The sequence below is a fragment of the Amnibacterium sp. genome, assembly GCF_051956055.1.
Lineage (GTDB): Bacteria > Actinomycetota > Actinomycetes > Actinomycetales > Microbacteriaceae > Amnibacterium.
Window position 1 is genome coordinate 19,314 of the sequence record NZ_JBQCGC010000055.1, and the last position, 26,820, is coordinate 46,133.

25 protein-coding genes and 1 tRNA gene are annotated in these 26,820 nt (G+C 72.4%); 19 read left to right on the forward strand and 7 right to left on the reverse strand.

The window, feature by feature from the left end:
- Nucleotides 1-119 precede the first annotated feature (119 nt).
- From ileS to ndk, 4 genes are read left to right on the forward strand one after another with little or no spacing between them, the layout of a single operon-like run.
- Nucleotides 120-3,500, forward strand: a complete 3,381-nt coding sequence (gene ileS, locus ACTHLI_RS08245) for an isoleucine--tRNA ligase (protein WP_440182707.1) — start codon at nucleotides 120-122, stop codon at nucleotides 3,498-3,500.
- Nucleotides 3,493-4,854 (forward strand): bifunctional folylpolyglutamate synthase/dihydrofolate synthase, encoded by a 1,362-nt coding sequence (locus tag ACTHLI_RS08250; protein ID WP_440182677.1) that lies wholly within the window; start codon nucleotides 3,493-3,495, stop codon nucleotides 4,852-4,854. Before ileS ends, ACTHLI_RS08250 begins: the two co-directional genes overlap by 8 nt.
- Nucleotides 4,845-5,255 carry a DUF4233 domain-containing protein gene (locus tag ACTHLI_RS08255; RefSeq protein WP_440182678.1) on the forward strand — a complete coding sequence of 137 codons (411 nt, stop codon included), beginning with the start codon at nucleotides 4,845-4,847 and terminating at the stop codon, nucleotides 5,253-5,255. The genes ACTHLI_RS08250 and ACTHLI_RS08255 overlap by 10 nt, the downstream gene beginning before the upstream one ends.
- The gene (ndk, locus tag ACTHLI_RS08260; protein WP_440182679.1) at nucleotides 5,252-5,674 is read left to right on the forward strand and encodes a nucleoside-diphosphate kinase; all 423 of its coding nucleotides are present in this window, start codon (nucleotides 5,252-5,254) and stop codon (nucleotides 5,672-5,674) included. Before ACTHLI_RS08255 ends, ndk begins: the two co-directional genes overlap by 4 nt.
- An 88-nt stretch (nucleotides 5,675-5,762) precedes the next feature.
- On the opposite strand, the gene ACTHLI_RS08265 is transcribed toward ndk, so the two are convergent.
- Nucleotides 5,763-6,371: a vitamin K epoxide reductase family protein gene (locus ACTHLI_RS08265; RefSeq protein WP_440182680.1), complete on the reverse strand. Its 609-nt coding sequence runs from the start codon at nucleotides 6,369-6,371 to the stop codon at nucleotides 5,763-5,765.
- Between the two features lie 284 nt (nucleotides 6,372-6,655).
- Between ACTHLI_RS08265 and ACTHLI_RS08270 the strand changes: the two genes are divergently transcribed.
- Complete coding sequence (locus ACTHLI_RS08270; RefSeq protein WP_440182681.1) at nucleotides 6,656-9,028, forward strand: Rne/Rng family ribonuclease; 2,373 nt, start codon at nucleotides 6,656-6,658, stop codon at nucleotides 9,026-9,028.
- A 63-nt stretch (nucleotides 9,029-9,091) separates the two neighbouring features.
- Here ACTHLI_RS08270 and ACTHLI_RS08275 read toward each other — a convergent pair whose 3' ends face one another.
- Nucleotides 9,092-9,988 (reverse strand): endonuclease domain-containing protein, encoded by an 897-nt coding sequence (locus ACTHLI_RS08275; RefSeq protein ID WP_440182682.1) that lies wholly within the window; start codon nucleotides 9,986-9,988, stop codon nucleotides 9,092-9,094.
- 137 nt (nucleotides 9,989-10,125) lie between these two features.
- The gene (locus ACTHLI_RS08280) at nucleotides 10,126-10,389 is read right to left on the reverse strand and encodes a DUF4031 domain-containing protein (protein WP_440182683.1); all 264 of its coding nucleotides are present in this window, start codon (nucleotides 10,387-10,389) and stop codon (nucleotides 10,126-10,128) included.
- 214 nt (nucleotides 10,390-10,603) lie between these two features.
- On the opposite strand from ACTHLI_RS08280, the gene rplU reads away from it, so the two are divergent.
- The 9 genes from rplU (at nucleotide 10,604) to rsfS (ending at nucleotide 17,849) form a co-directional block, all read left to right on the forward strand.
- On the forward strand, nucleotides 10,604-10,912 hold the full coding sequence (gene rplU, locus ACTHLI_RS08285) for a 50S ribosomal protein L21 (protein WP_440182684.1): 309 nt from the start codon (nucleotides 10,604-10,606) through the stop codon (nucleotides 10,910-10,912).
- Between the two features lie 10 nt (nucleotides 10,913-10,922).
- Nucleotides 10,923-11,204: a 50S ribosomal protein L27 gene (gene rpmA / locus ACTHLI_RS08290; protein ID WP_440182685.1), complete on the forward strand. Its 282-nt coding sequence runs from the start codon at nucleotides 10,923-10,925 to the stop codon at nucleotides 11,202-11,204.
- A 77-nt stretch (nucleotides 11,205-11,281) separates the two neighbouring features.
- Nucleotides 11,282-12,790, forward strand: a complete 1,509-nt coding sequence (gene obgE, locus ACTHLI_RS08295) for a GTPase ObgE (protein ID WP_440182686.1) — start codon at nucleotides 11,282-11,284, stop codon at nucleotides 12,788-12,790.
- A gap of 109 nt (nucleotides 12,791-12,899) precedes the next feature.
- The gene (gene proB, locus ACTHLI_RS08300) at nucleotides 12,900-13,721 is read left to right on the forward strand and encodes a glutamate 5-kinase (RefSeq protein WP_440182687.1); all 822 of its coding nucleotides are present in this window, start codon (nucleotides 12,900-12,902) and stop codon (nucleotides 13,719-13,721) included.
- A 43-nt stretch (nucleotides 13,722-13,764) separates the two neighbouring features.
- Complete coding sequence (locus tag ACTHLI_RS08305) at nucleotides 13,765-15,039, forward strand: glutamate-5-semialdehyde dehydrogenase (protein ID WP_440182688.1); 1,275 nt, start codon at nucleotides 13,765-13,767, stop codon at nucleotides 15,037-15,039.
- A gap of 54 nt (nucleotides 15,040-15,093) precedes the next feature.
- Nucleotides 15,094-15,285: a hypothetical protein gene (locus tag ACTHLI_RS08310; protein WP_440182689.1), complete on the forward strand. Its 192-nt coding sequence runs from the start codon at nucleotides 15,094-15,096 to the stop codon at nucleotides 15,283-15,285.
- Nucleotides 15,245-15,916, forward strand: a complete 672-nt coding sequence (nadD, locus tag ACTHLI_RS08315; RefSeq protein ID WP_440182690.1) for a nicotinate-nucleotide adenylyltransferase — start codon at nucleotides 15,245-15,247, stop codon at nucleotides 15,914-15,916. The genes ACTHLI_RS08310 and nadD overlap by 41 nt, the downstream gene beginning before the upstream one ends.
- The gene (locus ACTHLI_RS08320; protein ID WP_440182691.1) at nucleotides 15,913-17,475 is read left to right on the forward strand and encodes a hypothetical protein; all 1,563 of its coding nucleotides are present in this window, start codon (nucleotides 15,913-15,915) and stop codon (nucleotides 17,473-17,475) included. The genes nadD and ACTHLI_RS08320 overlap by 4 nt, the downstream gene beginning before the upstream one ends.
- An 8-nt stretch (nucleotides 17,476-17,483) precedes the next feature.
- A complete protein-coding gene (gene rsfS, locus ACTHLI_RS08325; protein ID WP_440182692.1) occupies nucleotides 17,484-17,849 on the forward strand; it encodes a ribosome silencing factor in 366 nt (121 codons plus the stop codon).
- A gap of 167 nt (nucleotides 17,850-18,016) precedes the next feature.
- Here the strand turns inward: rsfS and ACTHLI_RS08330 are convergent.
- The 3 genes from ACTHLI_RS08330 to ACTHLI_RS08340 all read right to left on the reverse strand — a co-directional run bounded on the left by ACTHLI_RS08330 (nucleotide 18,017) and on the right by ACTHLI_RS08340 (nucleotide 20,803).
- Nucleotides 18,017-18,092, reverse strand: a tRNA-Ala gene (locus tag ACTHLI_RS08330).
- 64 nt (nucleotides 18,093-18,156) lie between these two features.
- On the reverse strand, nucleotides 18,157-19,596 hold the full coding sequence (locus ACTHLI_RS08335; protein ID WP_440182693.1) for an MFS transporter: 1,440 nt from the start codon (nucleotides 19,594-19,596) through the stop codon (nucleotides 18,157-18,159).
- Nucleotides 19,597-19,654: 58 nt separating this feature from the next.
- On the reverse strand, nucleotides 19,655-20,803 hold the full coding sequence (locus ACTHLI_RS08340) for an acyl-CoA dehydrogenase family protein (protein WP_440182694.1): 1,149 nt from the start codon (nucleotides 20,801-20,803) through the stop codon (nucleotides 19,655-19,657).
- A gap of 106 nt (nucleotides 20,804-20,909) precedes the next feature.
- On the opposite strand from ACTHLI_RS08340, the gene ACTHLI_RS08345 reads away from it, so the two are divergent.
- Nucleotides 20,910-22,301 carry a glucose-6-phosphate dehydrogenase gene (locus tag ACTHLI_RS08345; protein ID WP_440182695.1) on the forward strand — a complete coding sequence of 464 codons (1,392 nt, stop codon included), beginning with the start codon at nucleotides 20,910-20,912 and terminating at the stop codon, nucleotides 22,299-22,301.
- 4 nt (nucleotides 22,302-22,305) lie between these two features.
- Here ACTHLI_RS08345 and ACTHLI_RS08350 read toward each other — a convergent pair whose 3' ends face one another.
- The gene (locus ACTHLI_RS08350) at nucleotides 22,306-23,298 is read right to left on the reverse strand and encodes an App1 family protein (RefSeq protein ID WP_440182708.1); all 993 of its coding nucleotides are present in this window, start codon (nucleotides 23,296-23,298) and stop codon (nucleotides 22,306-22,308) included.
- A gap of 203 nt (nucleotides 23,299-23,501) precedes the next feature.
- Between ACTHLI_RS08350 and ACTHLI_RS08355 the strand changes: the two genes are divergently transcribed.
- From ACTHLI_RS08355 to ACTHLI_RS08370, 4 genes are read left to right on the forward strand one after another with little or no spacing between them, the layout of a single operon-like run.
- Entirely contained in the window at nucleotides 23,502-24,413 is a 912-nt protein-coding gene (locus ACTHLI_RS08355; protein ID WP_440182696.1) for an ABC transporter ATP-binding protein, read from the forward strand.
- Nucleotides 24,413-25,108: an ABC transporter permease gene (locus ACTHLI_RS08360; protein ID WP_440182697.1), complete on the forward strand. Its 696-nt coding sequence runs from the start codon at nucleotides 24,413-24,415 to the stop codon at nucleotides 25,106-25,108. The genes ACTHLI_RS08355 and ACTHLI_RS08360 overlap by 1 nt, the downstream gene beginning before the upstream one ends.
- The gene (locus ACTHLI_RS08365; protein ID WP_440182698.1) at nucleotides 25,108-25,845 is read left to right on the forward strand and encodes an ABC transporter permease; all 738 of its coding nucleotides are present in this window, start codon (nucleotides 25,108-25,110) and stop codon (nucleotides 25,843-25,845) included. The genes ACTHLI_RS08360 and ACTHLI_RS08365 overlap by 1 nt, the downstream gene beginning before the upstream one ends.
- 4 nt (nucleotides 25,846-25,849) lie before the next feature.
- Nucleotides 25,850-26,803 (forward strand): ABC transporter substrate-binding protein, encoded by a 954-nt coding sequence (locus tag ACTHLI_RS08370; RefSeq protein ID WP_440182699.1) that lies wholly within the window; start codon nucleotides 25,850-25,852, stop codon nucleotides 26,801-26,803.
- Nucleotides 26,804-26,820 lie beyond the last annotated feature (17 nt).

Sequence of the window (26,820 nt, forward strand, 5' to 3'; positions counted from 1 at the left end):
GGTCAGTAGAACCGGGCGGGCCGGCCCGTCACAGCCGCACCAAGAGTGGGCGCGTGAGCGTCAAGCGGGGTGGTACCGCGCCGGAAGGCGTCCCCGTGCCGATGAGCACGGAGGTGGACATGGCCTACCCGAAGGACGGCGGAGAACCCGTCAACCCGAGCCCTCGCTTCCCCGACATCGAGCGCGACGTCCTCGCGTTCTGGGCGGAGGACGGCACGTTCCAGGCGTCGATCGACGCGCGGGACGGCGCTCCCGAGTGGGTGTTCTACGACGGGCCGCCGTTCGCGAACGGGCTGCCGCACTACGGGCACCTCCTCACCGGGTACGCGAAGGACGTGTTCCCGCGTTACCAGACCATGCGCGGCAAGCAGGTGCACCGGCGGTTCGGCTGGGACACGCACGGGCTCCCCGCCGAGCTCGAGGCGATGCGCCAGCTCGGCATCACCACCAAGGAGGAGATCGAGCAGATGGGCGTCGGCGCCTTCAACGCCGCGGCCCGCGCCTCCGTCCTGAAGTACACGGGGGAGTGGCGCGACTACGTCACGCGCCAGGCGCGCTGGGTCGACTTCGACAACGACTACAAGACGCTCGAGCCCGAGTTCATGGAGAGCGTGCTCTGGGCCTTCAAGCGCCTTCACGACCAGGGGCTCGCGTACGAGGGCTTCCGCGTCCTCCCGTACTGCTGGAACGACGAGACGCCGCTCTCGAACCACGAGCTGCGGATGGACGACGACGTCTACCAGCGCCGCCAGGACCCGTCCGTCACCGTGACCTTCCCGCTCGTAGGGGAGAAGGCGGAGGCGCTCGGCCTCACCGCGGTGCGGGCGCTCGCCTGGACGACGACACCCTGGACCCTTCCGACGAACCTCGCGCTCGCGGTCGGCCCCGAGATCGAGTACGCGGTCGTGCCCTCCGGCCCGCTCGGTACCGCCGACTCGCAGGGCGCGGACGGGACCGGCGCGCCCAGCTCGGCCGCGGAGATCCTGTCGGCCGACTACCTGATCGCGTCGGCCCGCGTGGGCGACTACGCCAAGGAGCTCGGCTACGCCTCGGCGGCGGAGGCGCGGGCGGCCGTGACCCGGACGGTCCTCGGGCGGGAGCTGCAGGACGTGCAGTACGACCGCCTCTGGGACGTCTACGCCGACACGGCGACCTGGGGCACCGAGCACGCGTGGCGCGTGCTCGTCGCCGACTACGTCTCCACCGAGGAGGGCACCGGCGTCGTCCACCAGGCGCCCGCCTACGGCGAGGACGACCAGCTCATCTCCACGGCGGCCGGGATCCCGACGATCATCTCCGTCGACGAGAAGGCCCGCTTCCTCCCGATGTTCGGGGACACGGAGCTCGCCGACATCGCCGGCGTGCAGGTGTTCGAGGCGAACCGCACCCTCATCCGCGCGCTCAAGGCGAAGGGCCGTCTGCTGCAGGAGCGCTCGTACGAGCACGCGTACCCGCACTGCTGGCGCTGCCGGCGCCCGCTGATCTACAAGGCGGTGTCGAGCTGGTTCGTCCGCGTCACGGACTACCGCGACCGCATGGGCGAGCTGAACCAGCGCATCACCTGGGTGCCCGAGAACGTGAAGGACGGCCAGTTCGGCAAGTGGGTCGCGGGCGCCCGCGACTGGTCCGTCAGCCGCAACCGGTACTGGGGCAGCCCGATCCCGGTGTGGCGCAGCGACGACCCCGCCCACCCCCGCACCGACGTGTACGGCTCGCTCGAGCAGCTGGAGGCCGACTTCGGCCGGCTCCCGCGCAACGAGGCCGGCGAGGTCGACCTCCACCGCCCGTACATCGACGAGCTGACCCGGCCGAACCCGGACGACCCGACCGGCGCCTCCACGATGCGCCGCATCGAGGACGTCTTCGACGTCTGGTTCGACTCGGGCTCGATGCCGTACGCCCAGGTGCACTACCCGTTCGAGCACCGCGAGTGGTTCGAGGGCCACAACCCGGCCGACTTCATCGTCGAGTACATCGGGCAGACCCGCGGCTGGTTCTACGTCATGCACGCGCTCGCGACCGCGCTGTTCGACCGGCCCGCGTTCTCGACGGTGGTCAGCCACGGGATCGTGCTCGGCAACGACGGCCAGAAGATGTCGAAGTCGCTCCGGAACTACCCCGACGTGTCCGAGGTGTTCGACCGCGACGGCTCCGACGCCATGCGGTGGTTCCTGCTCGCGAGCCCGGTGCTGCGCGGCGGCAACCTCGTCGTGACGGAGGAGGGGATCCGGGAGGGCGTGCGGCAGGTGCTCCTGCCGCTGTGGAGCACCTACTACTTCTTCACCCTCTACGCCGGCGCGGAGGACTACGACGCGCAGTGGCGCACGGACTCGACCGACCCGCTGGACCGCTACATCCTCGCCGCGACGGGCGAGCTCGTGCGCGGGCTCACCGCGGACCTCGACGCGTTCGACACCGCGGGGGCGTCCCAGCGGCTCCGCGACTTCGCCGACGTGCTCACCAACTGGTACGTGCGGCTCTCGCGTGAGCGGTTCTGGGCGGTGCGGTCGGGGAGCGACGGGCTGTCGCAGTCGAGCCGCGACGCCTTCGACACGCTGTACACCGTGCTCGAGACGGTCACCCGGGTCGCGGCACCGCTGCTCCCGCTCGTGACGGAGCGCATCTGGAAGGGCCTGACCGGCGGCCGCAGCGTGCACCTCACCGACTGGCCAGACGCGAGCGCCTTCCCGGTCGACGCGGCGCTCGTCACGCGGATGGGGCGGTTGCGCGAGATCGTGTCCGCCGCGCTCGCGCTCCGGAAGGAGGCGGGGCTGCGGGTCCGGCTCCCGCTCGCGCGCCTCACGGTGGTGGCGGCGGACGCCGCGGAGCTGCGGCCCGGTGTGCAGATCCTCCGCGACGAGCTGAACGTGCGCGCAGTGGACCTCGTCGTCGAGACGCCGGGCAGCGGCGCGGAGTACGGGGTCGCGCAGCGGCTGTCCGTGAACGCCCGTGCGCTCGGGCCGCGGATCGGCAAGCAGGTGCAGACGGTGATCAAGGCCGCCAAGGCGGGGGACTGGTCCGCCGAGCAGGGGGCCGTCGTGGTCGGCGGCGTGCCGCTGCTGGAGGGCGAGTACGACCTCGTGCTCGAGCGGTCAGGCGCGACCGAGGGCACCGCGCTCGGCCTGCTTCCGAGCGGTGGGTTCGTGCTGCTCGACACCGTCACCACGGCCGAGCTCGAGCTCGAGGGGCACGCGCGGGACTTCGTCCGGGACGTGCAGCAGGCGCGCCGCGCGGCCGGGTTCGAGGTCACGGACCGCATCGATCTCACGGTCGAGGGCGATCAGGAGCTGATCGCGATGCTCGACGCGCACGGCGACCTCGTGCGGCGCGAGACCCTGGCGGAGTCCCTCGTCGCCCGGCCGGCGGACGCGGGCTCCACCGATCGGGTGCTGCGCTGGCCCGACGGCCATCTGGTGCACCTCGCACCCGGGACCTGGGGAGCAGCCGAGGGCGGCAGGTTCGAGCTGCGGCGTGCGGGAGGATCGGTGCTCGATGTCTGACACCGCACTCGACCGCATGCTCGACGAGCTCTACGGCCGCGTGGGGGAGAAGGCGCCCCAGCCGCGCCTCTCCGCCACCCGGCGGGCGCTCGAGCTGATGGGCGACCCCCACCGCGCCTACCCGATCGTGCACATCACGGGCACGAACGGCAAGACGTCGACGTCCCGCATCATCGAGAGCCTCCTCCGGGCGCACGGGCTGCGCACCGGGCTGTTCACGAGCCCCGATCTCGGGTACCTCGGGCAGCGGATCGTCGTGGACGGCGAACCGATCGACGAGGCGTCGCTGCTCGCCGCGTGGGCGGAGGTGAAGCCCTACCTCGAGCTCACGGACACGGAGCTGGCAGCTGCGGACGAGCCGCCGCTCACCTTCTTCGAGGCACTCACCGTGCTCGCGTACGCCGTGTTCGCCGACGCCCCGATCGATGTCGGCGTCATCGAGGTCGGCATGGGCGGCGAGTGGGACTCCACGAACGTCGCCGACGGCCAGGTCGCCGTCTTCACCCCGATCGATCTCGACCACACCGAGCGACTCGGCCGGACCGTCGCCGAGATCGCCAGGACCAAGGCGGGCATCATCAAACCCGGCCGCTCCGTCGTGACCGCGGCCCAGCAGCCGGAGGCGCTCGCCGAGCTCGAGCGCGCGGCGGCGCTGTCCGAGGCGGACGTCACGCTCGAGGGCCGCGACTTCCGCGTGCTGTCCAGGACGCCCGCCGTCGGAGGCCAGCTCGTCGACGTCCAGGGGCGCGCGGGTCGCTACGAGGGGCTCTTCGTGCCCCTCCTCGGCGCCCACCAGGCGCAGAACACCGCCGTCGCGATCGCCGCGGTCGAGACGTTCATCGGCGGCGGGGAGCAGCCGATCACCGGCGACGTGCTCGCCGAGGGCCTCGCGGGCGCGACGTCGCCCGGGCGCCTGCAGGTGCTCGGGAGCGGGCCGCTGCTCGTGGTGGACGCCGCGCACAACCCGCACGGCGTCGCCGCGATGAGCGCGGCGCTCCGGGAGTCGTTCCCCCTCGGCCACGTCGTCGCCGTGCTCGCGGTCCTCGCGGACAAGGACGCGGCCGGGATCGTGCGCGCCGCGGAGGGGCTCGTCGACGAGTTCGTGGTGACCACCGCGCCCTCCGACCGCACCACCGACCCCGACGAGCTCGCCGCGACCGTCGTCGGTGTCGTCGGCGCGGACCGCGTGGTCGTCGAACCGGACGTCGAGCAGGCGCTCAGGAGGGCCCGGGAGCTCGCGGACGAGCACGAGGGAGCCGTGGGCGAGCCGTCCGGCGCAGGCGTGGTCGTCTTCGGCTCGATCACCCTCATCGCGAAGGCGATCCAGCTCGTGGACGAGCACGGGTGGCCGTGACCGGGCCGCGCCCCGCGAGGCGGTCGCGCCGCCGGCGCAGCGTCACCGCCACCCTCGGCGCGATGCTGCTCGCGTGCGAGCTCGTCGTCGTGATCCTGGCCGCGCTCGCGCTGCTCGGGCTGAGGAGCGTGCCCGCGGCGGTCGCGCTCGGCGGAGGCGGCGGGGTCGTCGCGCTCATCGCCGTCGCGGCACTGCTGCTCTCGGCGTCCCCGCGCGCGGCGAGGATCGGCGTGGCGCTCGGCTGGCTCGTGCAGCTCGTCCTGCTCGCCAGCTTCGCGCTCAGCGTCCCCGTCGGGCTCGTCGGCCTCCTGTTCGCAGGCATCTGGGTCTACAGCATGATCGTCGCCGGGCGCATCGACCGCCGCGAAGCCGGACCGACCACGGAAGAAGGAGCACCATGACCGACGCGATCCAGGAGACCCTCGTCCTCGTCAAGCCCGACGGGGTGGCGCGGAACCTGACCGGGGAGATCCTCCGCCGCATCGAGGCGAAGGGCTACTCGATCACGGACCTCAAGATGGTCGAGGCGGAGCGCTCCCTGCTCGAGCAGCACTACGCCGAGCACGTCGGCAAGCCGTTCTACGAGCCGCTGGTCGAGTTCATGGAGTCCGGGCCGATCGTCGCCGTCCGGGTCGCGGGCGAGCGCGTCATCGAGGGCTTCCGGTCGCTGGCGGGCGCCACCGACCCGACCACCGCGGCCCCCGGGACGATCCGCGGCGACTTCGGCCGCGACTGGGGGCTCCGCGTGCAGCAGAACCTCGTGCACGGCAGCGACAGCCCGGAGTCCGCCGCGCGCGAGCTCGCACTCTGGTTCGCCTAGAGCACGACAGCAGGACCCAGCAGCGACGGCAGGACGGAACGCGCGTTTCTGTCCTGCCGTCGGCGCTCGGTCCTGCTGACGTGCTCGATCAGAGGCGGTGGAGGACGTCCAGTCGCACCTGGGCGATCACCGCGAAGATCACGTAGACCACGAGCGTGATGATCGGCATCCAGCCGTACAGCACGCCGGCGATGCGCGCGACCCGAGGGCCGAGCGGAAGGTGCTGCTCCCGCAGGTTGAACAGCGTCGTCGCGAGCGACATCGGGATGACGACCGCCCAGACGGTCATGCACCACGGGCAGAGGGTGCCGAGCACCCAGACGCTGACGCTCATCAGGTACGCGACGAATCCGATCGCGAACGCCATCCCGACGTTGAAGAGGGCCCACCACCAGCGGGGGAACCGGATCCCGGCGAGCGTCGCGACGCCCATCAGGAGCGTGATGGGGAACGCCACCAGCCCGATGATCGGGTTCGGGAAGCCGAACACGGCGCCCTCCGGGGACGCCAGGTTCTTGCTGCACTGCACCAGCACCGAGAAGTCGCAGGACGCCTTGGCCGAGATGCCGTCGATCTGGTTCTGCAGGGCGATGAACTTGTCGAGCGTCAGCTCGAACGCCGCGATCAGCCCCACGATCCCGCCGATGATCAGGAGGATCGCGAGTGCACGGGAGGGCCGGGACGTCCGCTCGATCACGGCGAGCAGTATCCCACCGCGGGTGCGGCGGCCCGCGCCGACGCGGGCCTCGTGCGATACTTGACGGCAGGTCACCGTTCTTCGGTACCGAACGCTTGGACAGGTCTCCGGACCGAGCCCCGTGGCGCACACGCAGCGGGGCGGCGCTTGTCCCGCCACCGGCGCACCGACCCGGCGCGCCACGACATCAGGATTGCTCAGGGCCTCCGCCGTCGTGCGACGCGGAACCCCGAGGTGGACACGGAGGCGGCGGAAGTCGCAGCCGCGTGAGGAGTGCACCAGCGATGGTGGAGTACCACGAGAACGAGCACGAGCAGGGCGAGGAAGCGGAGGAGCGACCGACCGGACGGCGTCGGCGCAGCACCTTCCAGCCGATGCCGCTGAGCGGCGCGGACGCGCCCGAGCCCATGGGCCCGACCGGCGACCCGACCGGCGAGGTCGCCGACCCCGCGGAGGTGCTCCCTCCGCCCTCCGTGCCGCAAACCGCGGACGGCACCGGCGCGGTCGTGCTCGACGACTCCGAGGAGCAGGGCGAGCCCGACGTGATCGTGCCCGAGTCCGCGGACTCGACCGAACCGGCGCCCGAGCAGCAGCCGTCGGCGCCTGCGCGTCCGCCGCTGGCCGTGCTGTTCAAGGCGCCGCCCGCGCTGCCGTCCCTGCCCGACGCTCCGGCCCGGCCGGAGCCTGAGGAGTCGGCGGACGAGGACGACGAGCAGGGCGGCTCGCGCCGCCGCCGTCGCACCCGCCGTCGTTCGGGCGGTCAGGGCGACGGCGAGTCCGGCGCGTCGACCGAGGTCGTGACGAAGGCGAAGCCCGTCCGCGAGCCGATCACCGAGCCGCAGAAGCTGAAGGGCTCGACCCGGCTCGAGGCGAAGCGTCAGCGGCGGCGGGACGGCCGGGACGCTGTGCGGCGGCGCACGGTCGTCACCGAGGCCGAGTTCCTGGCACGCCGCGAGGCCGTCGACCGGGTGATGCTCGTCAGGACGAACGGCGACCGGGTCGAGATCGGCGTGCTCGAGGACGGGATCCTCGCCGAGCACTACGTGGCCAAGAGCCAGAACCTCTCGCTGATCGGCAACGTCTACCTCGGCCGCGTGCAGAACGTGCTGCCCTCGATGGAGGCGGCGTTCGTCGACATCGGCCGCGGGCGCAACGCGGTGCTCTACTCGGGCGAGGTCGACTGGGAGGCCGCGAGCGAGCGCCTCGGTGACAAGGGATCGCAGTCCCGCAAGATCGAGCTGGCGCTCCGCTCCGGGGACCAGGTGCTCGTGCAGGTCACGAAGGACCCGATCGGGCACAAGGGCGCGCGGCTCACCTCCGCGATCTCCCTCCCGGGCCGCTACCTCGTCTACGTGCCGAACGGCTCGATGTCCGGGATCTCGCGCAAGCTGCCGGACACCGAGCGTGCCCGGCTCAAGAAGATCCTGAAGGACGCGCTGCCCGACTCCGCGGGCGTCATCGTCCGCACCGCCGCGGAAGGCGCGACGGAGGAGCAGCTCACCATCGACGTGCAGCGGCTCGCGAACCAGTGGGCCGAGATCGAGCACCTGATCGAGACCGCGAGCGCGCCCGCGATGCTGCACGGCGAGCCTGACCTCCTCGTGAAGATCGTGCGCGACGTGTTCAACGAGGACTTCTCGAGGCTCATCGTGGACGGCGACGAGCCCCGCGCGACCATCGAGCGCTACCTCCAGCAGGTCGCGCCCGACCTCCTCGACCGTCTCGAGCCGTGGGAGGGCGACACCGACGTCTTCACGGCGCACCGGGTGCACGAGCAGATCGAGAAGGCGCTGGACCGCAAGGTCTGGCTGCCCTCCGGCGGCTCCCTCGTCATCGACCGCACCGAGGCGATGACGGTCATCGACGTGAACACCGGCAAGTTCGTCGGGTCCGGCGGCAACCTCGAGGAGACCGTCACCAAGAACAACCTGGAGGCGGCGGAGGAGATCGTCCGGCAGCTCCGGCTGCGGGACATCGGCGGCATCATCGTCGTCGACTTCATCGACATGGTCCTCGAGTCGAACCGGGACCTGGTGCTGCGGCGCCTCGTCGAGTGCCTGTCCCGCGATCGCACGAAGCACCAGGTCGCGGAGGTCACCTCCCTCGGGCTCGTGCAGATGACGAGGAAGCGGCTGGGCGTGGGGCTCGCGGAGTCGCTCGGCGAGGGCGGTTCGAGTCTCGAGAAGCAGGAACTGCAGCAGCAGCAGGGCAGGCGCCGCGGCCGCGGAGGCAACGGCGGCGGCAACGGCGGCCAGCAGCAGTCCGCGCCGCCGAAGGCGGCCGCGACGCACGCGATCACGGAGGGCGCGCGCACCGCGCTCTCGCAGATCGCCGGTGCGACGCTGCGACCGGGCGAGCACACCGAGCACGGCGAGCACGCAACGCACGGCGAGCACGCGGCGCACGCCGAGCAGACGGCCGCACCGCGGCGCGCCGAGGCACCCGCGGCGTCCGAGCCGGCTGCTGCACCGCAGGTCGTGCTGGACCTGCCGGCGGAACCGAAGGAGCACGTCACCCGGCCGCCGAAGCGCGAGGCAGAGGGGCTGCTCGACGCGGTCCTCGACGCCCTCCCCGCTCCGAAGGCGGCGGGCCAGGGACGGCGCCGCAGCCGCCGCGTCTCCACCCCCACGCTGACCGCAGGCGACGACCAGCGCTGACGCCCCTTCGTCGTTCAGGAGAAACGCCGCGCCGGCCGCCGTTTTTCCTGAACGACGAATTGGTCAGCGCGCGAGCTCGGCGGCGATCTCGTCCAGTACGCCCTCGAGATCGAACACGATCCGTTCGTAGCTGAACCGAAGCACTCGGTAGCCGAGCGCGCGGAACAGGGCGTCCCGCTCGGCGTCCGCGACCGGATCGTGCCAGCGGTCGCTGTCCGCCTCCACGATGAGCTTGCCGGGCAGGAGGAAGTCGACGAACCGGTTGGTCGTCGGCGAGAACTGCAGCACCCAGGGACCGATGCCGCGCCGGAGAAGGCCGAGCCGCAGGAGGGTCTCGGTGCAACTCCCCGAGAGCGGGTCCACGAGATCGAGCGCGGGCAGCAGACGATCGGGCAGGTGCTTCGCCAGCTTCTCGAACCCCGCAGCGGACAGGAGCGGTGCGCCTCCTCGGGGCACGTGGAGGGCCGCGTCGAGCGCGGCCACGAACCACTCGACCGGCACGCAGTCCGCGAGCTGCAGGAGCGTGTCGAGGAGGGACGCTCGCCAGCCGTGAACCGGCTCGACGCGCGCGTTCCAGTGCCAGCGGACCCGATGGTCCTGGCCGGCGAACACGCGCATCCGCTTGTCCGTGCTGTGCCGCAGGCGGCTCGCGTTCGGCGCGAGACCGACGTGGACGAGCGGGTGCTCGTCCGGCGGCACCGGAAGTCCCCACGACTGCGCGGAGGACACGCACGTCGCGACCCCGCCGACGCGCGCCGCCAGCCGCGCCTGCCACGGCAGGGCCGGATCCAGGTACCACCCCTTCCGCGGCCGCTCGATCGCGCCCCTGGCGAGGATCGCCGCGACCTGGAGGGCGCTGAGGTCGGCGGCGCGGAACGCGCGGAGGGGCGCGAGGCCCTGATGCTGTCGGAGCACGTCGAGCGCGACGGCGGTGGCCGCGGTCCAGTCGGAGTCAGACATGGCGGTGATCGTCGTCGCCGCGTGTCCGGTGCGTAGCCGTCGCCTCTGTGGAGGAGCGGAGGCGGGGCTCCACACTTCGTCGTTCAGGAGAAACGCGGCGCCGGCCGCCAATTCTCCTGAACGACGAAGGGGGTGGGTCAGCGGTCGCGGGAGCGGACGCGGAGGCCGGAGGCGATCAGGCGGCGGGTGAGCTCGTTCGCCGTCACCTGCTGCGCGCCGAGGGCGACGAGCTCGCCGACGCGCTCCTCCGGCACGTCGTAGTGGTCGCGATCGAAGCTGCGCGGCGGCAGCGCGGCGCGCTCCGCGAACGCGTGGAGCTCGTGCAGGGACGTGTCGCTGACGAGGTGCGCCCACAGCCGGCCGTGGGCGGGCCACATCGGGACGTCGACGAGCACGGTCACCCGGTCATCGTCGCACCGGCGCCCGGTGGCGAGCCGGGCGCGGTCTGCTGCTACGATGGACGGTCGGTGCGCTGGGCCGCCCATGCGTGTGGGCCTGTCGAGCACCGATCCGACGTGGTCGGTCGCGCCGCCCGGTACTCCTCGCGGAGGATCGGACGGGTGCGGGCCGACGGGTGCATCAACCCAGGCAGTGAACGAAGAGTTGGGGCTCGAAGTGGTCTATGCGATTGTGCGCGCCGGTGGGCGCCAGGAGAAGGTCGAGGTCGGCACCGTCCTGACCGTCGACCGCCAGAAGGCGGCCGAGGACGGCACGGTGACGTTCGCGCCCGTGCTCCTCGTCGACGGCGAGAAGGTCACGCACTCGGCCTCCGACTTGGCGAAGGTCACGGTCACGGGCGAGTGGCTCGCGGACACCCGCGGCAAGAAGATCGTGATCCAGAAGTTCAAGAACAAGACCGGCTACAAGAAGCGCCAGGGCCACCGCCAGGAGCTGAGCCGCGTCCGCATCACCGCGATCGGCTGAGGAGCAGCACATGGCACACAAGAAGGGCGCGAGCTCGACCCGCAACGGTCGTGACTCCAACGCACAGCGTCTCGGCGTGAAGCGCTTCGGCGGCCAGGTCGTCAAGGCCGGCGAGATCATCGTCCGCCAGCGCGGCACGCACTTCCACCCCGGCGCGAACGTCGGCCGTGGCGGCGACGACACCCTGTTCGCCCTCGAGGCGGGTGCGGTGGAGTTCGGCGCGAAGGGCGGCCGTCGCGTCGTCAACATCGTGGTCCCGGCGGAGCCCGTGCTGGAGCACGCCGGCGCCTGACGCAGCAGACCTTCGGTGACGGGCGGGCTCCTTCGGGACCCGCCCGTTCCGCATGGTGGGAGTGAGGAGGCACGGGCATGGCGACGTTCGTCGACGCGGTGACGCTGCATCTGACCGCCGGTCGAGGCGGGAACGGTTGCGTGTCGATCCGGCGGGAGAAGTTCAAGCCGCTCGCCGGACCGGACGGCGGCAACGGCGGCAACGGGGGCGACATCGTCCTCGTCGCCGACCCGCAGGTGACCACGCTGCTCGGCTACCACCGCGCGCCGCACCGATCCTCCGGCAACGGGCGCCCCGGCGCTGGCGACGACCGCGACGGCGCGAACGGTGAGCCCCTCGAGCTGCCCGTGCCGGTCGGCACCGTCGTGACCGGTGAGGACGGCGAGCCCATCGCGGACCTCGCCGAGCCGGGCGACCGGTACCTCGCGGCGGCCGGCGGCCGCGGCGGCCTCGGCAACGCGGCCATCGCGACGCCGAAGCGCAAGGCGCCCGGCTTCGCCCTGCTCGGCACGGAGGGGGAGCAGCGGGACGTCCGGCTCGAGCTGAAGACCATCGCCGACGCCGCGCTCGTCGGCTTCCCCTCCGCAGGCAAGTCGAGCCTCATCGCGGCGATGTCGGCCGCGCGGCCGAAGATCGCCGACTACCCGTTCACGACCCTCCAGCCGAACCTCGGCGTGGTGGAGGCGGGCAGCGTGCGGTACACGATCGCCGACGTCCCCGGCCTCATCGAGGGCGCGAGCGAGGGGCGTGGACTCGGGCTCGACTTCCTCAAGCACATCGAGCGCTGCAGCGTGCTCGTGCACGTCATCGACTGCGCCACGGTCGACCCGGGCCGCGATCCGCTCACCGACCTCGACGTCGTGCTCGCGGAGCTCGCCGCGTACGAGGTGCCGGCCGGCGCGCGGCCGCTCCTCGACCGCCCGCAGCTCGTCGCGCTGAACAAGATCGACTCGCCGGACGCGAAGGAGCTCGCCGAGCTCGTCAGGCCCGACCTCGAGGCTCGTGGTCTCCAGGTGTTCGCGGTATCCGCCGCGAGCCACGAGGGACTGCGCCCCCTCTCCTTCGCGCTCGCCTCGATCATCGAGGCCGACCGCGCGGAGCGCGCCGCCGAGGAGGCGCTCCGGCCCCGCATCGTGGTCCGGCCGAAGCCCGTCGACGAGACGCCGTTCGTCGTCAAGGCGGAGGGCGGCACGGAGACGGTGTACCGGGTGCTCGGCGCGAAGCCGGAGCGCTGGGTGCAGCAGACCGACTTCACGAACGACGAGGCGGTCGGCTACCTGGCGGACCGGCTCGCGAAGCTCGGCGTCGAGGAGGCCCTGTTCGCCGCCGGCGCCCGGGCGGGCTCCGCGGTCGTGATCGGCCCGGGCGACGGCGTGGTCTTCGACTGGGAGCCGACCCTCACCTCCATGGCGGAGCTGGTGACCGGTCCGCGCGGCACCGACGAGCGCATCGGCGGCTCCGACCGGCGCACCACCGGACAGCGGCGGGAGGCGTACCGCGATCGGATGGACGCGAAGGCGGCAGCGCGCGCGGACCTCGAGGTGGAGCGCCTCGCCGAGCGCGACGCGCGGGAGTCCGAGCGATGACCGGATCGCCCTCGCGGATCCGCAGTTCTGCTGCTAGACCCCGGCGATCCGGCTCCGTGCGCGGCGTGTCGGGCAGGATCTGCGGATCCGCGTGCGTCGGGGCGGCGCGGTGACGGCGCCCGCCACGCAGGACGAGCTGTCCTCCGCCAAGCGGATCGTCGTCAAGGTCGGCTCGTCCTCGATCTCGGGGGACCGGACGGGCCAGCTCGCGCCCCTGGTCGACGCCCTCGCGGCCGCGCACGCGCGCGGAGCGGAGGTCGTGCTGGTCTCCTCCGGCGCGATCGCCACCGGGATGCCCTACCTGCGGCTCCGGGAGCGGCCGACCGATCTGGCCGTGCAGCAGGCCGCGGCCGCGGTGGGACAGAGTCTGCTGGTCAAGCGGTACCAGGAGCGCCTCGACCTGTTCGGCATCACCGCCGCACAGGTGCTGCTCACCGCGAGCGACATCGACGACCCCACCCACCGCAGGAACGCGGAGCGCGCCCTCGAGACGCTCCTCTCGCTCCGGATCCTGCCGATCGTCAACGAGAACGACACGGTGGCGACGCACGAGATCCGCTTCGGCGACAACGACCGGCTCGCCGCGCTCGTCGCCCGCCTGATGCGGGCGGACCTGCTCGTGCTGCTCTCCGACGTCGATGCGCTCTACACGCGGCCGCCCCAGGAGCCGGGCGCGGTCCGGATCCCTTTCGTCGCCGCGGGGGATCCGTTGACCGAGGTCGTGGCGCCGGAGTCGAACACGGGTGTCGGCACGGGAGGCGCGGCCACGAAGCTCGCCGCCGCGCGGATGGCCGCGGACGACGGCATCGCGGTGCTCCTCACCGCGACCGAGCGGGTGGAGGCGGCGCTGGCGGGGGACCGGGTGGGCACCTGGTTCGAGCCGTCGCCCCACGCTCCCGAGTCCCCGGGAACCGCGCACCCGCGCCCCTGATCGGCGCGTCGAGCGGCGAACGGGCGGGTCCTACACTTCCGGCATGACGGACGTGCTGGAGGGTCGCGGGCTCGACACGGCGGAGGGTCGGTTCCGGGCGGCGAAAGCGGCGTCGGGCGCGCTCGCGACGGCGACCACCGTGCAGAAGAACCGGGGCCTCGAGGCCATCGCGGGTGCGCTGCTCGCGCGCACCGGCGAGATCGTCGCCGCCAACGCGGCGGATCTGGCCGCTGCCCGGACCAACGGCTTGTCGACGGGACTGATCGACCGGCTCACGCTCGACGAGCGACGGGTCGCCGCGCTGGCGGACGCGGTGCACGACATCGTCGCGCTGCCCGACCCGGTCGGCGGGGTGATCCGCGGCAGCACCCTGCCGAACGGCCTCCGGCTGACGCAGGTCCGGGTCCCGTTCGGCGTGATCGGCGCGATCTACGAGGCCCGCCCGAACGTGACCGTGGACATCACCGCCCTCGCGCTGAAGAGCGGCAACGCGGTCGTCCTCCGGGGCGGCACCGCAGCCCAGCACTCGAACGGCGCGCTCGTCGCGGTCGTGCAGGACGCGCTCGCCTCCGTCGGCCTGCCGGCCGACGCGGTGCAGACGGTCGACGAGTTCGGCCGCGACGGCGCGACCGCCCTCATGCGCGCGAGGGGCCTCGTCGACCTCCTCGTCCCGCGCGGCAGCGCCGGCCTGATCAGGACCGTCGTGGAGGAGTCGACCGTGCCGGTCATCGAGACCGGCGCCGGGGTCGTGCACGTCTTCCTCGACGAGAGCGCCGACCTGGAGATGGCGACCTCGATCGTCCTCAACGCGAAGACGCAGCGCGTCGCGGTGTGCAACACCGTGGAGACGCTGCTCGTGCACGCGGCCGCGGCCGAGCGCCTCCTGCCTCCCGTGCTCGGGGCGCTCCGCAGCGCCGGGGTGACCCTGCATGCGGACGAGCGGACGCGCGAGCTGGTGCCGGGGCTCGTGCCCGCGACGGACGAGGACTGGGCGGCCGAGTACTACTCGATGGATCTCGCCGTCGCGGTCGTCGACGACCTCGACGCCGCCATCGCCCACATCGCGACGTGGTCCACGCACCACACGGAGTCGATCGTGACGGAGTCGGTCACGAGCGCCGAGCGGTTCCTCGCGGAGGTGGATTCCGCGGTGGTGATGGTGAACGCCTCCACGCGGTTCACCGACGGCGGCGAGTTCGGCTTCGGGGCGGAGGTCGGGATCTCCACGCAGAAGCTGCACGCGCGCGGCCCGATGGGCCTGCAGGAGCTCACGAGCACGAAGTGGCTCGTCCGCGGCAGCGGGCAGATCCGGGGCTGAGCCCGCACGTCCTAGACTTGGCGCCGCCCGCCGGGCGCTTGAAGGAGGATCCCGATGACCGTCGCCTCGGCCGTGCTCGCCGCAGCTCCCGCGATCGTGGAGCAGCCGCTCCCCGTGTCGAGCGTCGTCTTCCCGCTGATCGCGATCGGGGTGTTCGCCCTCCTCGGCGCCGTCGCCTGGTCCTACCGCGACGTCGCGAACCGCCATGCGGGCAAGGGCGGCTCGGGCTCCTCGCAGCACCACTGACGGAGCGGTCGTCAGCGCGCTGAGCGCCGCCCGCTCCGAGGGGAGCACCCGCCGCCGCATCGGCGTGATGGGCGGCACGTTCGATCCGATCCACCACGGCCACCTCGTCGCTGCGAGCGAGGTGCAGCGCGTGTTCGACCTCGACGAGGTCGTCTTCGTGCCCACCGGCCAGCCGTGGCACAAGACACCGGTGTCCGAGTCCGAGCACCGGTACCTCATGACGGTCATCGCGACCGCCTCCAATCCGCGCTTCACCACCTCGCGCGTCGACATCGACCGAGGCGGCGTCACGTACACGGTCGACACGCTCCGCGACCTGGCGGCGCAGCACCCGGACGCGGACCTGTTCTTCATCTCCGGGGCCGACGCGATCGCGCAGATCATCACCTGGAAGGACCTCGACGAGCTCTGGGCGCTCGCGCACTTCGTCGCGGTCACCCGGCCCGGCCATCAGCTGTCGGTGACCGGCCTTCCGCAGGGGGACGTCAGCGTGCTCGAGGTGCCCGCACTCGCCATCTCGTCGACGGATTGTCGAGCCCGTGTGCGACACGGCGCACCGGTTTGGTACCTCGTGCCGGACGGTGTGGTTCAGTACATCAGCAAGCACCGGCTGTACAGGAGCGAAGCATGACCTCATGGCAGGACCAGCAGACGCGCGGGGGCGCGAGCAGCGCTGCCGACCCCTCGGTCGCCGCCGCCCCCGGCAGCCGCCGAGCGGCTCGGGAGGCGGAGCGGCGCGCGGCGGAAGCGCTCGCCGAGCGGCAGCCCCACCCCTCGGGCGTGGTGGACTTCGACGCGCACGACTTCAGCAGCGAATTCGCTCCGGATCAGGAGTTCAGTGTCGGCGACACGCAGGACATCTGGGCTGCGCTGACGCGCGGTCAGCGTCCCACGACGCAGCCGACGACGGACCTCGGCGCCTTCCGCTCCGGTCGCCAGGAGGCGCCCGTCGTGCCGCAGCAGGACAGCGTGTCCGGCGACATGCTCGACCGGGTCCGCGACGCCCTGCTGCGCCGCGAGGCGCCCGCACGCCCGGCGGATCAGCCGCCCGCAGCCGCTCGTCCGGCGGCGTTCCCGCAGCCCGGCGTCCCGCAGCCGGCCTCCGACGAGGGGCTCAGCCGCCGTCGCCGCCGTGAGCGCGAGGCCGCCGACCAGCGCGAGGACGGGCTCCCCGGCGAGCTCTTCGACGCGCGCCCCGCCGTCGGACCGCAGCCGGCTGCGCAGCCGAGCGGGTTCGAGGGGTACGACTACGAGGACGACGGCTACTACGACGAGCCGTACCAGCCCGAGCCGACCGTCGCGATCCCGCGTCAGGTCACGGACCTCGAGGCGCCCTCGCACACGACGAACCCGATCAGCCTCCCGCACGCCTTCAGCGAGCCGACCGGCGACGACGCCATCACGTTCTCCAGCCCGGTCCAGCCTGCCCCCGCCGACCGGCGCGACGACTGGGCCGCTGCGCGCATCGACCCGGCGTTCATCGAGCCGGCGGACCGCTGGGAGGACGACGAGGACGACCAGTACGAGCAGGGCGGCTACGAGCCCCGCGCGTACACGCCCGGGCCGCTGCCCGCGCAGCCCGCCTTCCAGGAGCCCGAGCAGTACCCGGCGCACTTCCAGAGCCCGCAGCTCGGCCCGCCGAGCGAGGTCACGGATCTCGCCGGCTTCGAGGCCCTCATCCGCAAGGCCAGGCAGCAGCCCCAGCCCGCGGAGCAGGTGCAGCAGCCGGGGCGTCCCCTCGCCTGGGCCGACGAGGACGAGACGCAGGAGGGCTTCACCGGCCTCCTCAGCCGTTCGGTCGGCGGCTCGCACGGCTCGGCCAACGCGCTGATCCTCCCGAACGACCCGCAGCCCGACATGACCCAGGCGGTCAACGCCAACGGCGACATCTTCATCACGGGCTCGATGAACCTCCCGCGGAGCCTCTCCACCACCGGGGCGCACAGCGACCTCTACGACTCGCAGGACATCGACCGCCTGTACGAGGCGGCGCAGGATGAGCCCGCCGCAGGGGTCGCTCCCGTCCGCGCGTCGAAGGCGGTGAGCGGAGCCCCGCACGAGCGCGGCTTCTCGAGCGCGCCACGCCGCCGGGGGAACGTGCTGCCCACGGTCCTGGCGATCGTCGCCGGTGCGATGGCTGTGGGTGTGGTGACCCTGCTCGTCGGCAGCTGGGTGCTCAAGCTATTCTGATCGCTCAGATGGAGCGACAGATCAGGTCACAGGTGCAGGCGGCGGCGGAAGCCGCCCTCTCGAGGAACGCGACGGACCTGGTGGCGCTCGACGTCTCCGGCCGGCTGCCGCTCACGGACGCGTTCCTCATCGCGTCGGGCAGCAGTGAGCGCAACGTGGGCGCGATCGCCGACGCGGTGGACGAGCGCCTCGGCGCGATGGGCCTGCCGCTCAAGCGGCGGGAGGGCCGCGGGTCCGGCCACTGGGAGCTGCTCGACTTCGGCGACGTCGTGGTGCACGTCTTCCTCGAGGAGGACCGCGCCTACTACGCCCTCGAGCGACTCTGGCGCGACTGCCCGGTGATCCCGATCGAGGAGCGCGCGACCGCCTCCTGACGGCGGCCGGCGGAGCGCCGGGCGGTGGGTGCGTACGCCGTGACGGCGCCGTCCGCCGAGCGGCCACCTGATCATCGCGGCTGCGCGACGCCCGGCCGATCGGGGCGGCTTCTGCCCGTCCGGAACGACCGAAGGCCCCGTCCTCGCGGACGGGGCCTTCGGTGCTCTGGTGGATCTGAGGGGACTCGAACCCCTGACCCCCTGCATGCCATGCAGGTGCGCTACCAACTGCGCCACAGACCCGCTGCGCCGCCGAAGCGGCCTGTCGAGTGTACACCGACCTCGGGCTCGAGATCCCCGCGACGCGTCACGCGCCGGCCGCGTCGTGGAGGAGGGGGCCGAGTCGCTCGCTCGAGCGGGAGGCCGCTCGGGAGTTGCTGAGCGACGCGATCGCGACGATCGCCGCCGCCGCGCCGACGACGGTCCACCAGAGCGGATGCGCGTCGACGGCGAAGGACTTCGGCACCCCGCCTGCGGCTCCGGAGGCGCCGGTGATCGAACCGGCCAGCGCGATGCCGAGCGAGGTGCCCACCTGACGCCCGGTGGACGCGATGGCGGACGCCGCGCCCGCCTGGTCGTTCGGCATGCCCGACACCGCGGTGTTCGTGATGGGCGCGTTGACGAGCCCGAACCCGAGCCCGAAGAGGGCGAAGACGACCGCGATGACGGCGATGGGCGTGCTCGCCGTCGTGAAGGCCAGCCAGCCGGCGCCGACCGCGATCAGCGCGCCCGCGAGCGTCATCGGGAGGCGCGTGCCGACGGCGCCGACGAGCCGACCGGCGATCGGCGAGGCGACGAGGATCGCGAGGCCCGCAGGCATGAAGAGCAGGCCGGTGACGATCGGCGGGAACCCCTTCACGTCCTGGAGGTACAGGGTGTTCGAGAAGAGGAACGCGCTCCACGAGCCGAACGCGAGCACCGCGGCGAGCACCGCGCCCGCGAACGGGATGCTCGTGAAGAAGCGAGGATCGATCAGGGGTTCCTTGCGATGCAGCTCGACCGGGACGAACAGCGCCAGGGCGATCGCCGAGACCGCGAACGCGCCGATCACGAGCGGGGAGCCCCAGCCGATCTCCGGCCCCTCGATGATCCCGAACACGGTGCCGGCGAGGAGCAGCACCACGAGCACCTGGCCGAGCGGGTCGACGCGTCTGCGCTGCTGGGCTCGCGACTCGGGCACGAAGAGGGTCGTCAGCACGAGGGCGGCGAGCACGATCGGCACGTTGACCCAGAAGATCGCGCGCCAGCCGATCGACTGGACGAGCAGGCCCCCGACGAGCGGGCCGAACCCGAGCGAGACGCCGCTGATCGCGCCCCAGATGCCGAGCGCCCGCGCGCGCGCCTTCCGCTCCTGGAAGGCGTTCGTGATGATCGACAGCGACACCGGGTTGAGCATCGTGCCGCCGAGCGCCTGGAGCACCCTCGCGGCGATGAGCAGCGCGTCGGAGGTGGCGAGGCTGCAGGCGAGGGAGCCCACTCCGAACACCACGAGGCCCACCCGGAACAGCCGCTTCCTGCCGAGCCGGTCCGCGCTCGAGCCCGCCAGCACGAGCAGGCTCGCGAGGGTCAGCGTGTATGCGTCGAGGGTCCACTGCAGGGAGGTCACGCCCGCGTGCAGCTCTTTGCCGATCGTCGGCAGCGCGACGTTCGTGACCGTCGCGTCGAGCGTGACGATGAACAGGCTCAGGCAGCAGATGGCCAGGATCACCATCGGGTGCTGCTGTCTCGGCGGGACCTCGTCGCTCACGAACCGAGGCTAAGGACCATTCGCTGCGGGATCCTCGGGTTCCCAGAGGACGGGGGCGTCAGGACCCGACCGGTCCGAGGACGGCGGTCGCGATGGTGCTGAGCGCCGAGTCCGCCGTGGAGGGGTTGAACGCCCCCGCGAGCACGTCGCGGTAGAGGCGGGCGAGCTCGGAGGAGGCCGCGTACCCGCTGCCGCCGCCGACCAGGATCGCCTGGTCGACGATCGCCTTCGCCTGCTCCGTGACCCGCACCTTCAGCCCTGACGCCTTCGCGAACCACCGAGGGCCGTGGTCCGCGATCGTGTCGACGTCACGGGCGAGCGCGCGGATCTGGGGGTCGAGGGCGTCGTCGAGCATCGCGGCGGTGGCGACGCGGCGGCGCACGTCGGGGTCGTCCGAGCGGGGCGCTCCGCCGAGCCGCAGCGACGACCGGCGCCTCGCCGCCTGCGCCGCGAGCTCCACCGCCCGGTGGGCGATGCCCGCGTACACGGACGCGAGCAGGATCTCGAAGTTCACGAACACGCCGAAGACCAGCGGATCCGGGTTCGGTCCCGGCGGCAGCCTCCGCACCACGCGGTCGGGCCGGGCGACGGCCCCGTCCAGGAGGGTGGTGTCGCTCCGGGTCGCGCGCTGCCCCAGCGGGTCCCAGTCCTCGACCACGCTGATGCCCGGTGCGCCCCGGTCGAGGAACCCCCACACGATCCGCGGGGCGTCCTCGCTCACGCTGTCGAGGCCGAACGTCCCGAGCCGGGTCCAGACCGGCGAGAGGGAGGTGAAGGTCTTCGTGCCGGTGTAGGCGACGCCGCCGTCCTGCAGCGGCCGGGCCTCCACGGTCGAGCCGAACAGCACGAGGTCGTTGCCCGCCTCGCTGACGCCGAAGGCGAACACCTCGCCGGCGGCGGCCTCGTCGAGGACGAAGTCGAGGGACGCGTCCCCGCGGTCGTGCAGGGTCTTCGCGACCGCCGTCCACACGAGGTGCATGTTCACCGCGAGGGCGGTCGCCGGCGCCGCGGCGGCGAGCCGCGACTGCTCGCGGGTGAGCTGCTCGAGCGACAGTCCCCACCCGCCCCGCTCGGCGGGCACGAGCGCGGCCAGGTAGCCGGCGGCGCGCAGCTCGGCGAGGTCCTCCTCCGGGAACGAGCCGTCCCGGTCGTGAGCGGCGGCCCGACCGGCGATGCGGTCGAGCAGGTCGGCGGCGAGCTCGGGCACGTGGTCACGCTACGCGCGGCCGCCGGCCCGCTGCAGCACCGTGACCCGCCCCGCGTCCAGCGCGCCCGCACCGCGCGTCCAGCAGCCGCTTCGTACGCTCCCGGTCGTGACCTCCACGACGATGCTCATCCTCGGCGCCAGCGGTGACCTCGCGAAGCGGCTGCTGCTACCGGGCATCGGCAGCCTCATCGCCGGCGGCGACGCCGACGACCTCCACCTCCTCGACGGCCTGCGGGTGGTCGGCAGCGGCCGCTCCGATCGCGCCGACGAGTGGCACGACATCGTCGCCGAGGCGTTCGAGCAGGTCGGGGCGGAGGGAGACGCGGCGGACGCGATCCTCGACGCCACGCGCTACGTGCGGGCCGACCCCACCTCGGCGGACGACTGGTCCTCGCTCCTCGACGGCGTGGACGGCGACCTCGTCGTGTACTTCGCGCTGCCGCCCGCGATCGTGTCGAAGGTGGCGGGGGTGCTCGAAGGGCTCGACCTGCCCGAGCACACCGTGCTGGCGGTCGAGAAGCCGTTCGGGGACGACGCCGACAGCGCCGAGGCGCTGAACGAGGCGCTGCGCCGGGTCGTGCCGGAGGAGCGCATCCACCGGGTCGACCACTTCCTCGGGCAGCGCGCCGCGCTCGCCGTGCTCGCGACCCGGTTCAACAACCGGTTGCTCGAGTCCGCCTGGAACGCGGACGAGATCGAGCGCGTCGAGATCGTCTACGACGAGCAGCTGGGGCTCGAGGGCCGCGCTGGCTACTACGACACCGCCGGCGCGCTCCGGGACATGCTGCAGTCCCACCTCCTGCAGGTGCTCGCGGTGACCGCGTGCGAGGCGCCTGGGGGCTTCGACCCCGCCCATCTCCGCGACGCGCTGGCCTCGGTGCTCGCGGTGACGCAGGTCTGGTCGGGCGCCCCCGTGTTCCCGAACACGGATTCCCCGTCCCGCCGAGCCCGCTACACGGCGGGCGAGGTCGGCGGTAAGCACCTGCCCGACTACACGGCGGAGGACGGCGTCGACCCCGAGCACGAGACCGAGACGCTCGCCGAGATCGCCCTCGAGGTCGCGAACGCGCGATGGGCCGGGGTGCCGTTCGTGCTCCGGTCCGGCAAGGCCATCGGCGACCCCGCGAACGAGATCCGGGTGCGCTTCCGCCCGGTGCGGTTCCGCCCCGACGGGCAGTCCGGGGACGGCCACCCGGAGATCGTGCGCTTCGGCTTCAAGCCGCCGCGCATCGAGCTGCAGTTCACGGCGGGCGGCGGGAGCATGCCGTTCGAGCTCGAGCCGATCCGGATGACGGGGGAGCTGCCGAAGACCGCCGTGACGGAATACGGCGAGGTCGTCCGCGGCGTGCTCGGCGACGACCCCACGCTCTCCATCCGGGGCGACGTGGCCGTGCAGTGCTGGCGGATCGTGCAGCCGGTCCTCGACGCCTGGCAGCGCGGCGAGGTGCCGCTCGACGAGTACGCCGCCGGCAGCGACGGACCCGCCTCCTGGTCCTGACGCGTCAGAGCAGTCCGAGGCGGATCAACCCGGTCAGGAAGCCCCCGCCGTCGGGCGCGTAGATCCACGGCACGTCGGTCGTCCGCCTCCGGTCGTCCGCGCGCGACCTGCCGCCGGCGAGCACGGCCTCGCCGATCGACAGCTGCCGGATGCAGACCGCGGCCACGTTCTCGGGGTGCGCTCGCGCGAAGCCGCTGTACGTGTCCTCGTCGTGCTGCCCGTCGTCGCCGATCAGGATCCACCGCATCTCGGGGAACTCGTGCGCGAGGCGCTCGAGCTCGTCGATCTTGTGGGCGCGCCCCGAGCGGAACACGCGGTCCGGGGTGGGACCCCAGTCCGTGAGCAGCAGCGGGCCGGGCGGGTACAGGTTGCGGGAGAGGAACCGGCTGAGTGTGGGCGCCACGTTCCACGCCCCGGTGGAGAGGTAGAGGAACGGCGCCGCCTGGTGCTCGTGATGGATGCGGTCGTACAGGACGGCCATCCCGGGCGTCGGGGAGCGGGCCTGCTCGTTCAGCACGAAGGTGTTCCAGGCCGCGAGCAGCGGGCGGGGGAGCGCGGTGACCATGACCGTGTCGTCGATGTCGGAGACGATCCCGAACGGCGCCTCCGGGTCGAGCACGAACACCGGGGCCTGCACGGCGGGCGTGTGCCGCCCCTCGCCCTCCGTCTGGAGCGTGATCCGGTGCCAGCCGGGGGTCAGCTGCGCTTCGACCCGCACGTCGATGACACCGCCGTTGTCGGCGACCACGTGGTGCACCGTGTCCCCGATGGTGACCTCGACCGGGGCGCCGTCGACCGGGATGCCGGTGAAGCTCCGCCAGCCGCGGAACGACTCCTGCGGTGAGCCGGAGGGGGCGTGACGGGTGATCAGGACCCGTCCGAGCACCCGGACCCAGCTCGTGGACCCGTAGCCGGTGTACGGCACGACGATCGGGATGCGGCCGCGGCGCCGCGCCCGCCGCTCGCGGAACTCGCGCACCGCGTCGTCGACCCGCATGGCCCGGCCGACGGCCTGCTCGACCGCTGGGGATGGCGCGCGCCGCCGGAACGGTCGTCGTCGGGATGCGGCCACGCGTCGAAGTCTCGCAGACGGCTTCACGGGGCGTCATGAACCTGACAGTGCCCTGAAGGCGCGCTTGGATGTCCGACGGCGTCGGTATGGTTCGACGCGCTTCGGCCGCGGAAGAGGAGGGCGCACGGGTGGGCATCGAGTTCCGGCACGTCCGCAAGACCTATCCCGACGGCACGACGGCGGTCGAGGACTTCTCCGTGGTGATCCCGTCCAGGACCACCACGGTCTTCGTCGGATCCTCCGGCTGCGGCAAGACCACCCTGCTCAGGATGATCAACCGGATGGTCGATCCCACCGAGGGCGAGATCCTCATCGACGACGAGCCCGTGTCCGGCATCGAGCCGGTCGCGCTGCGGCGCCGCATCGGGTACGTCATGCAGAACTCCGGGCTGCTGCCGCACCGCACCGTCGTCGACAACGTCGCGACCGTGCCCGTGCTGACGGGTACGCCCAAGGCGAAGGCCCGGCAGGCGGCGCTCGACCAGCTCGATCGGGTCGGGCTCGACCGCGCGCTCGCGAACCGCTACCCCGGCCAGCTCTCGGGCGGCCAGCAGCAGCGCGTGGGCGTCGCGCGCGGGCTCGCCGCGGACCCGAACATCCTGCTGATGGACGAGCCGTTCGGCGCCGTCGACCCGATCGTGCGGGACGAGCTGCAGCAGGAGCTCCTGCACCTCCAGCGCGAACTGGGCAAGACCACCGTGTTCGTCACCCACGACATCGACGAGGCGTTCCTGCTCGGTCAGCAGATCGTCATCCTGCAGCGCGGCGGCGTCATCGCGCAGATCGGCACCCCGCAGGAGATCCTCGCCCACCCCGCCAGCGACTTCGTGGCGGACTTCGTGGGCGCCAAGCGGGGCAAGCGGCGGCTGACCGCGGAGGAGCAGGGCGTCGGGGACGACGTGCTGCTCGTCGACGCGGCCGGGTATCCCGCCGGCGTCATCAGTGCGCCGGAGGGGCGGCTGGCGCTCGCCGGCTCCGCCGGTGCCGGCCCGAAGTCGCGCAGCATCTCGAACAAGACGGATCAGGCGGGCGACGCCTGATGTCGTGGGTGTGGAGTCATCTCGACCTGGTGTGGTCGTCGACCCTGGCGCATGTCGCGCTCTGCGTCCCGGCGATCGTGCTCGGGTTCGCGGTCTCCGTGCCCCTCGGCTACTGGGCTGCGCGCTCGGCCCCGGCCCGGAGCGTGCTCCTCACCCTCGGCAACATCCTCTACACGATCCCCGGCATCGCGCTGGTGGTCCTCGTGCCGGTCGTGCTCGGGCTGCCCATCCTCAACCCGCTCAACGTCACGATCGCGCTCCTGATCTACGCGATCGCGATCATGCTCCGCTCGGCCGCGGACGCCTTCGCGAGCGTCGACGACGACGTCCGCGGCGCCGCCCGCGCCCAGGGCTTCTCGGGCACACAGCTCTTCTGGCGTGTCGAGCTCCCGCTCGCGGGGCCGGTGCTGCTCGCCGGGGTCCGCGTCGTCTCGGTCAGCACGATCAGCCTCGCGACCGTCGCCGCGCTCGTCGGGATCCCCAGCCTCGGCGGCTTCTTCACCGACGGCTTCCAGCGGAGCTTCCCCGTCGAGGTCGTGACCGGGCTCGTCGCCGTCCTGCTCCTCGCGGCGGTGTTCGACGTGGTCATCGGGCTGATCGGCCGTGCGCTCATGCCCTGGAAGCGCCGAAGGCGCCGCTCCTCCGCCGCGACGAAGTCGCTCGCGATCCCCGTGCCGCAGGCCGGAGGCAGCTGATGCTCTTCCTCCAGGCCATCCAGTGGATCCTCGACCCGGCGCACTGGGGCGAGGTGAACTTCTCGGCGGGCATCGCCGCGGAGCTCGGCGCGCACCTCTGGCTGTCGTTCCTCTCGGTCCTCTTCACCGCAGCGATCGCGCTGCCGATCGGGCTCTACATCGGCCACACGGGCCGCGGCCGAGGGTTCGCGATCATCGTCGCGAACGTCGTCCGCGCGGTGCCGACGCTCGGCCTGCTGTCGGTGCTGCTGCTCGTGTCGCTCGCGCTCCCGCCCGCGGTCCTCGTCTTCGTGCTCCTCGGCGTGCCCCCGCTGCTCGCGGGCGCGTACGCGGGCCTCGAGCAGGTGGACCGGCAGACGATCGACGCCTCGCGGGCGATGGGTATGACCGAGTGGCAGATCCTCCGCCGCGTCGAGCTGCCGCTCGCGGCTCCGCTGATCCTCGGCGGCCTGCGCGCGTCGACGCTGCAGATCATCGCGTCGGTCACGCTCGTGTCGAACTTCGGCATCAACAGCCTCGGCGACTTCATCCTCGGCGGCCTGGCCGCGAACGACTACGTGCAGATGACGGCCGGCGCGATCCTCGTCACCGTCCTCGCCCTCGTCGTCGACGGTCTCCTCGCCCTCCTCCAGCGCTTCGCCGCGCCGCGCGGGGTGTCCCGCGGCCGCGGTTCCTCCACAGCACGGGCCCGGCGGCTGCCGGTCCCGACACGGGCACCCGTTTCGGAAGGGAACTAGCACCATGTCCATCACACGACGAAGCCTCATCGGGGCGGCGGCGGTCGCCGCGGCCCTCTCCCTCGGACTCGCCGGCTGCGCGAGCTCGAACACGATCGGCGGCGGCTCGAGCAGCAGCGCCGCAGCGAGCGGCTCCGCCGCCTCCGGCGACGCGAAGTCGATCGTGGTCGGCTCCGCGAACTTCGGCGAGAACGAGATCCTCGGCTACATCTACGGCGGCGCGCTCGCGAACAAGGGCTACACCGTCTCGTACAAGCCGGCGATCGGCGCCCGCGCGGCCTACCTCGCGGCGCTGAAGAGCGGCGAGATCAACCTCGTCCCCGAGTACGCGGGCTCGCTCCTGTCGTACCTCGACCAGAGCGCGAACGCGAAGAGCGGCGACGCGGTGAAGTCCGGCATCGACGCGAAGATCTCGACGCTGAACGCGAAGGCGCTCGACCTCGCGCAGGCGGCGGACTCCGACTCGCTGAACGTCACCTCGTCCTTCGCGAAGGCGAAGGGGCTGACCTCGATCGCCGACCTGAGCAAGGCAGGGAACGTCACCCTGGCCGCGAACCCCGAGTTCGCGACGCGTCCGGACGGCATCAAGGGCCTCGAGTCCGTCTACGGCCTGAAGAACATCTCGTTCAAGGCCATCAACGACGGCGGTGGCCCGACCACGCTCAAGGCGCTGCTGAGCAACCAGGTGCAGGTGGCCGACATCTACTCGACGACCCCCTCCATCAAGAAGAACAACCTCGTCACCCTCACCGACCCGAAGAACCTCTTCGCGTCCCAGCAGGTCGTGCCGATCGTGTCCACGAGCAAGGCGACGAGCGACCTCGACTCGATCGTGAACGCGGTCTCCGCGAAGCTCACGACCGCCGACCTGCTCGACCTGAACACCCAGGCGGCCGGCAGTGGCAAGCCGGACTACCAGGCGCTCGCGAAGGCCTGGCTGTCCAAGAACGGGTTCTGACCGGACTCCGCACGAAG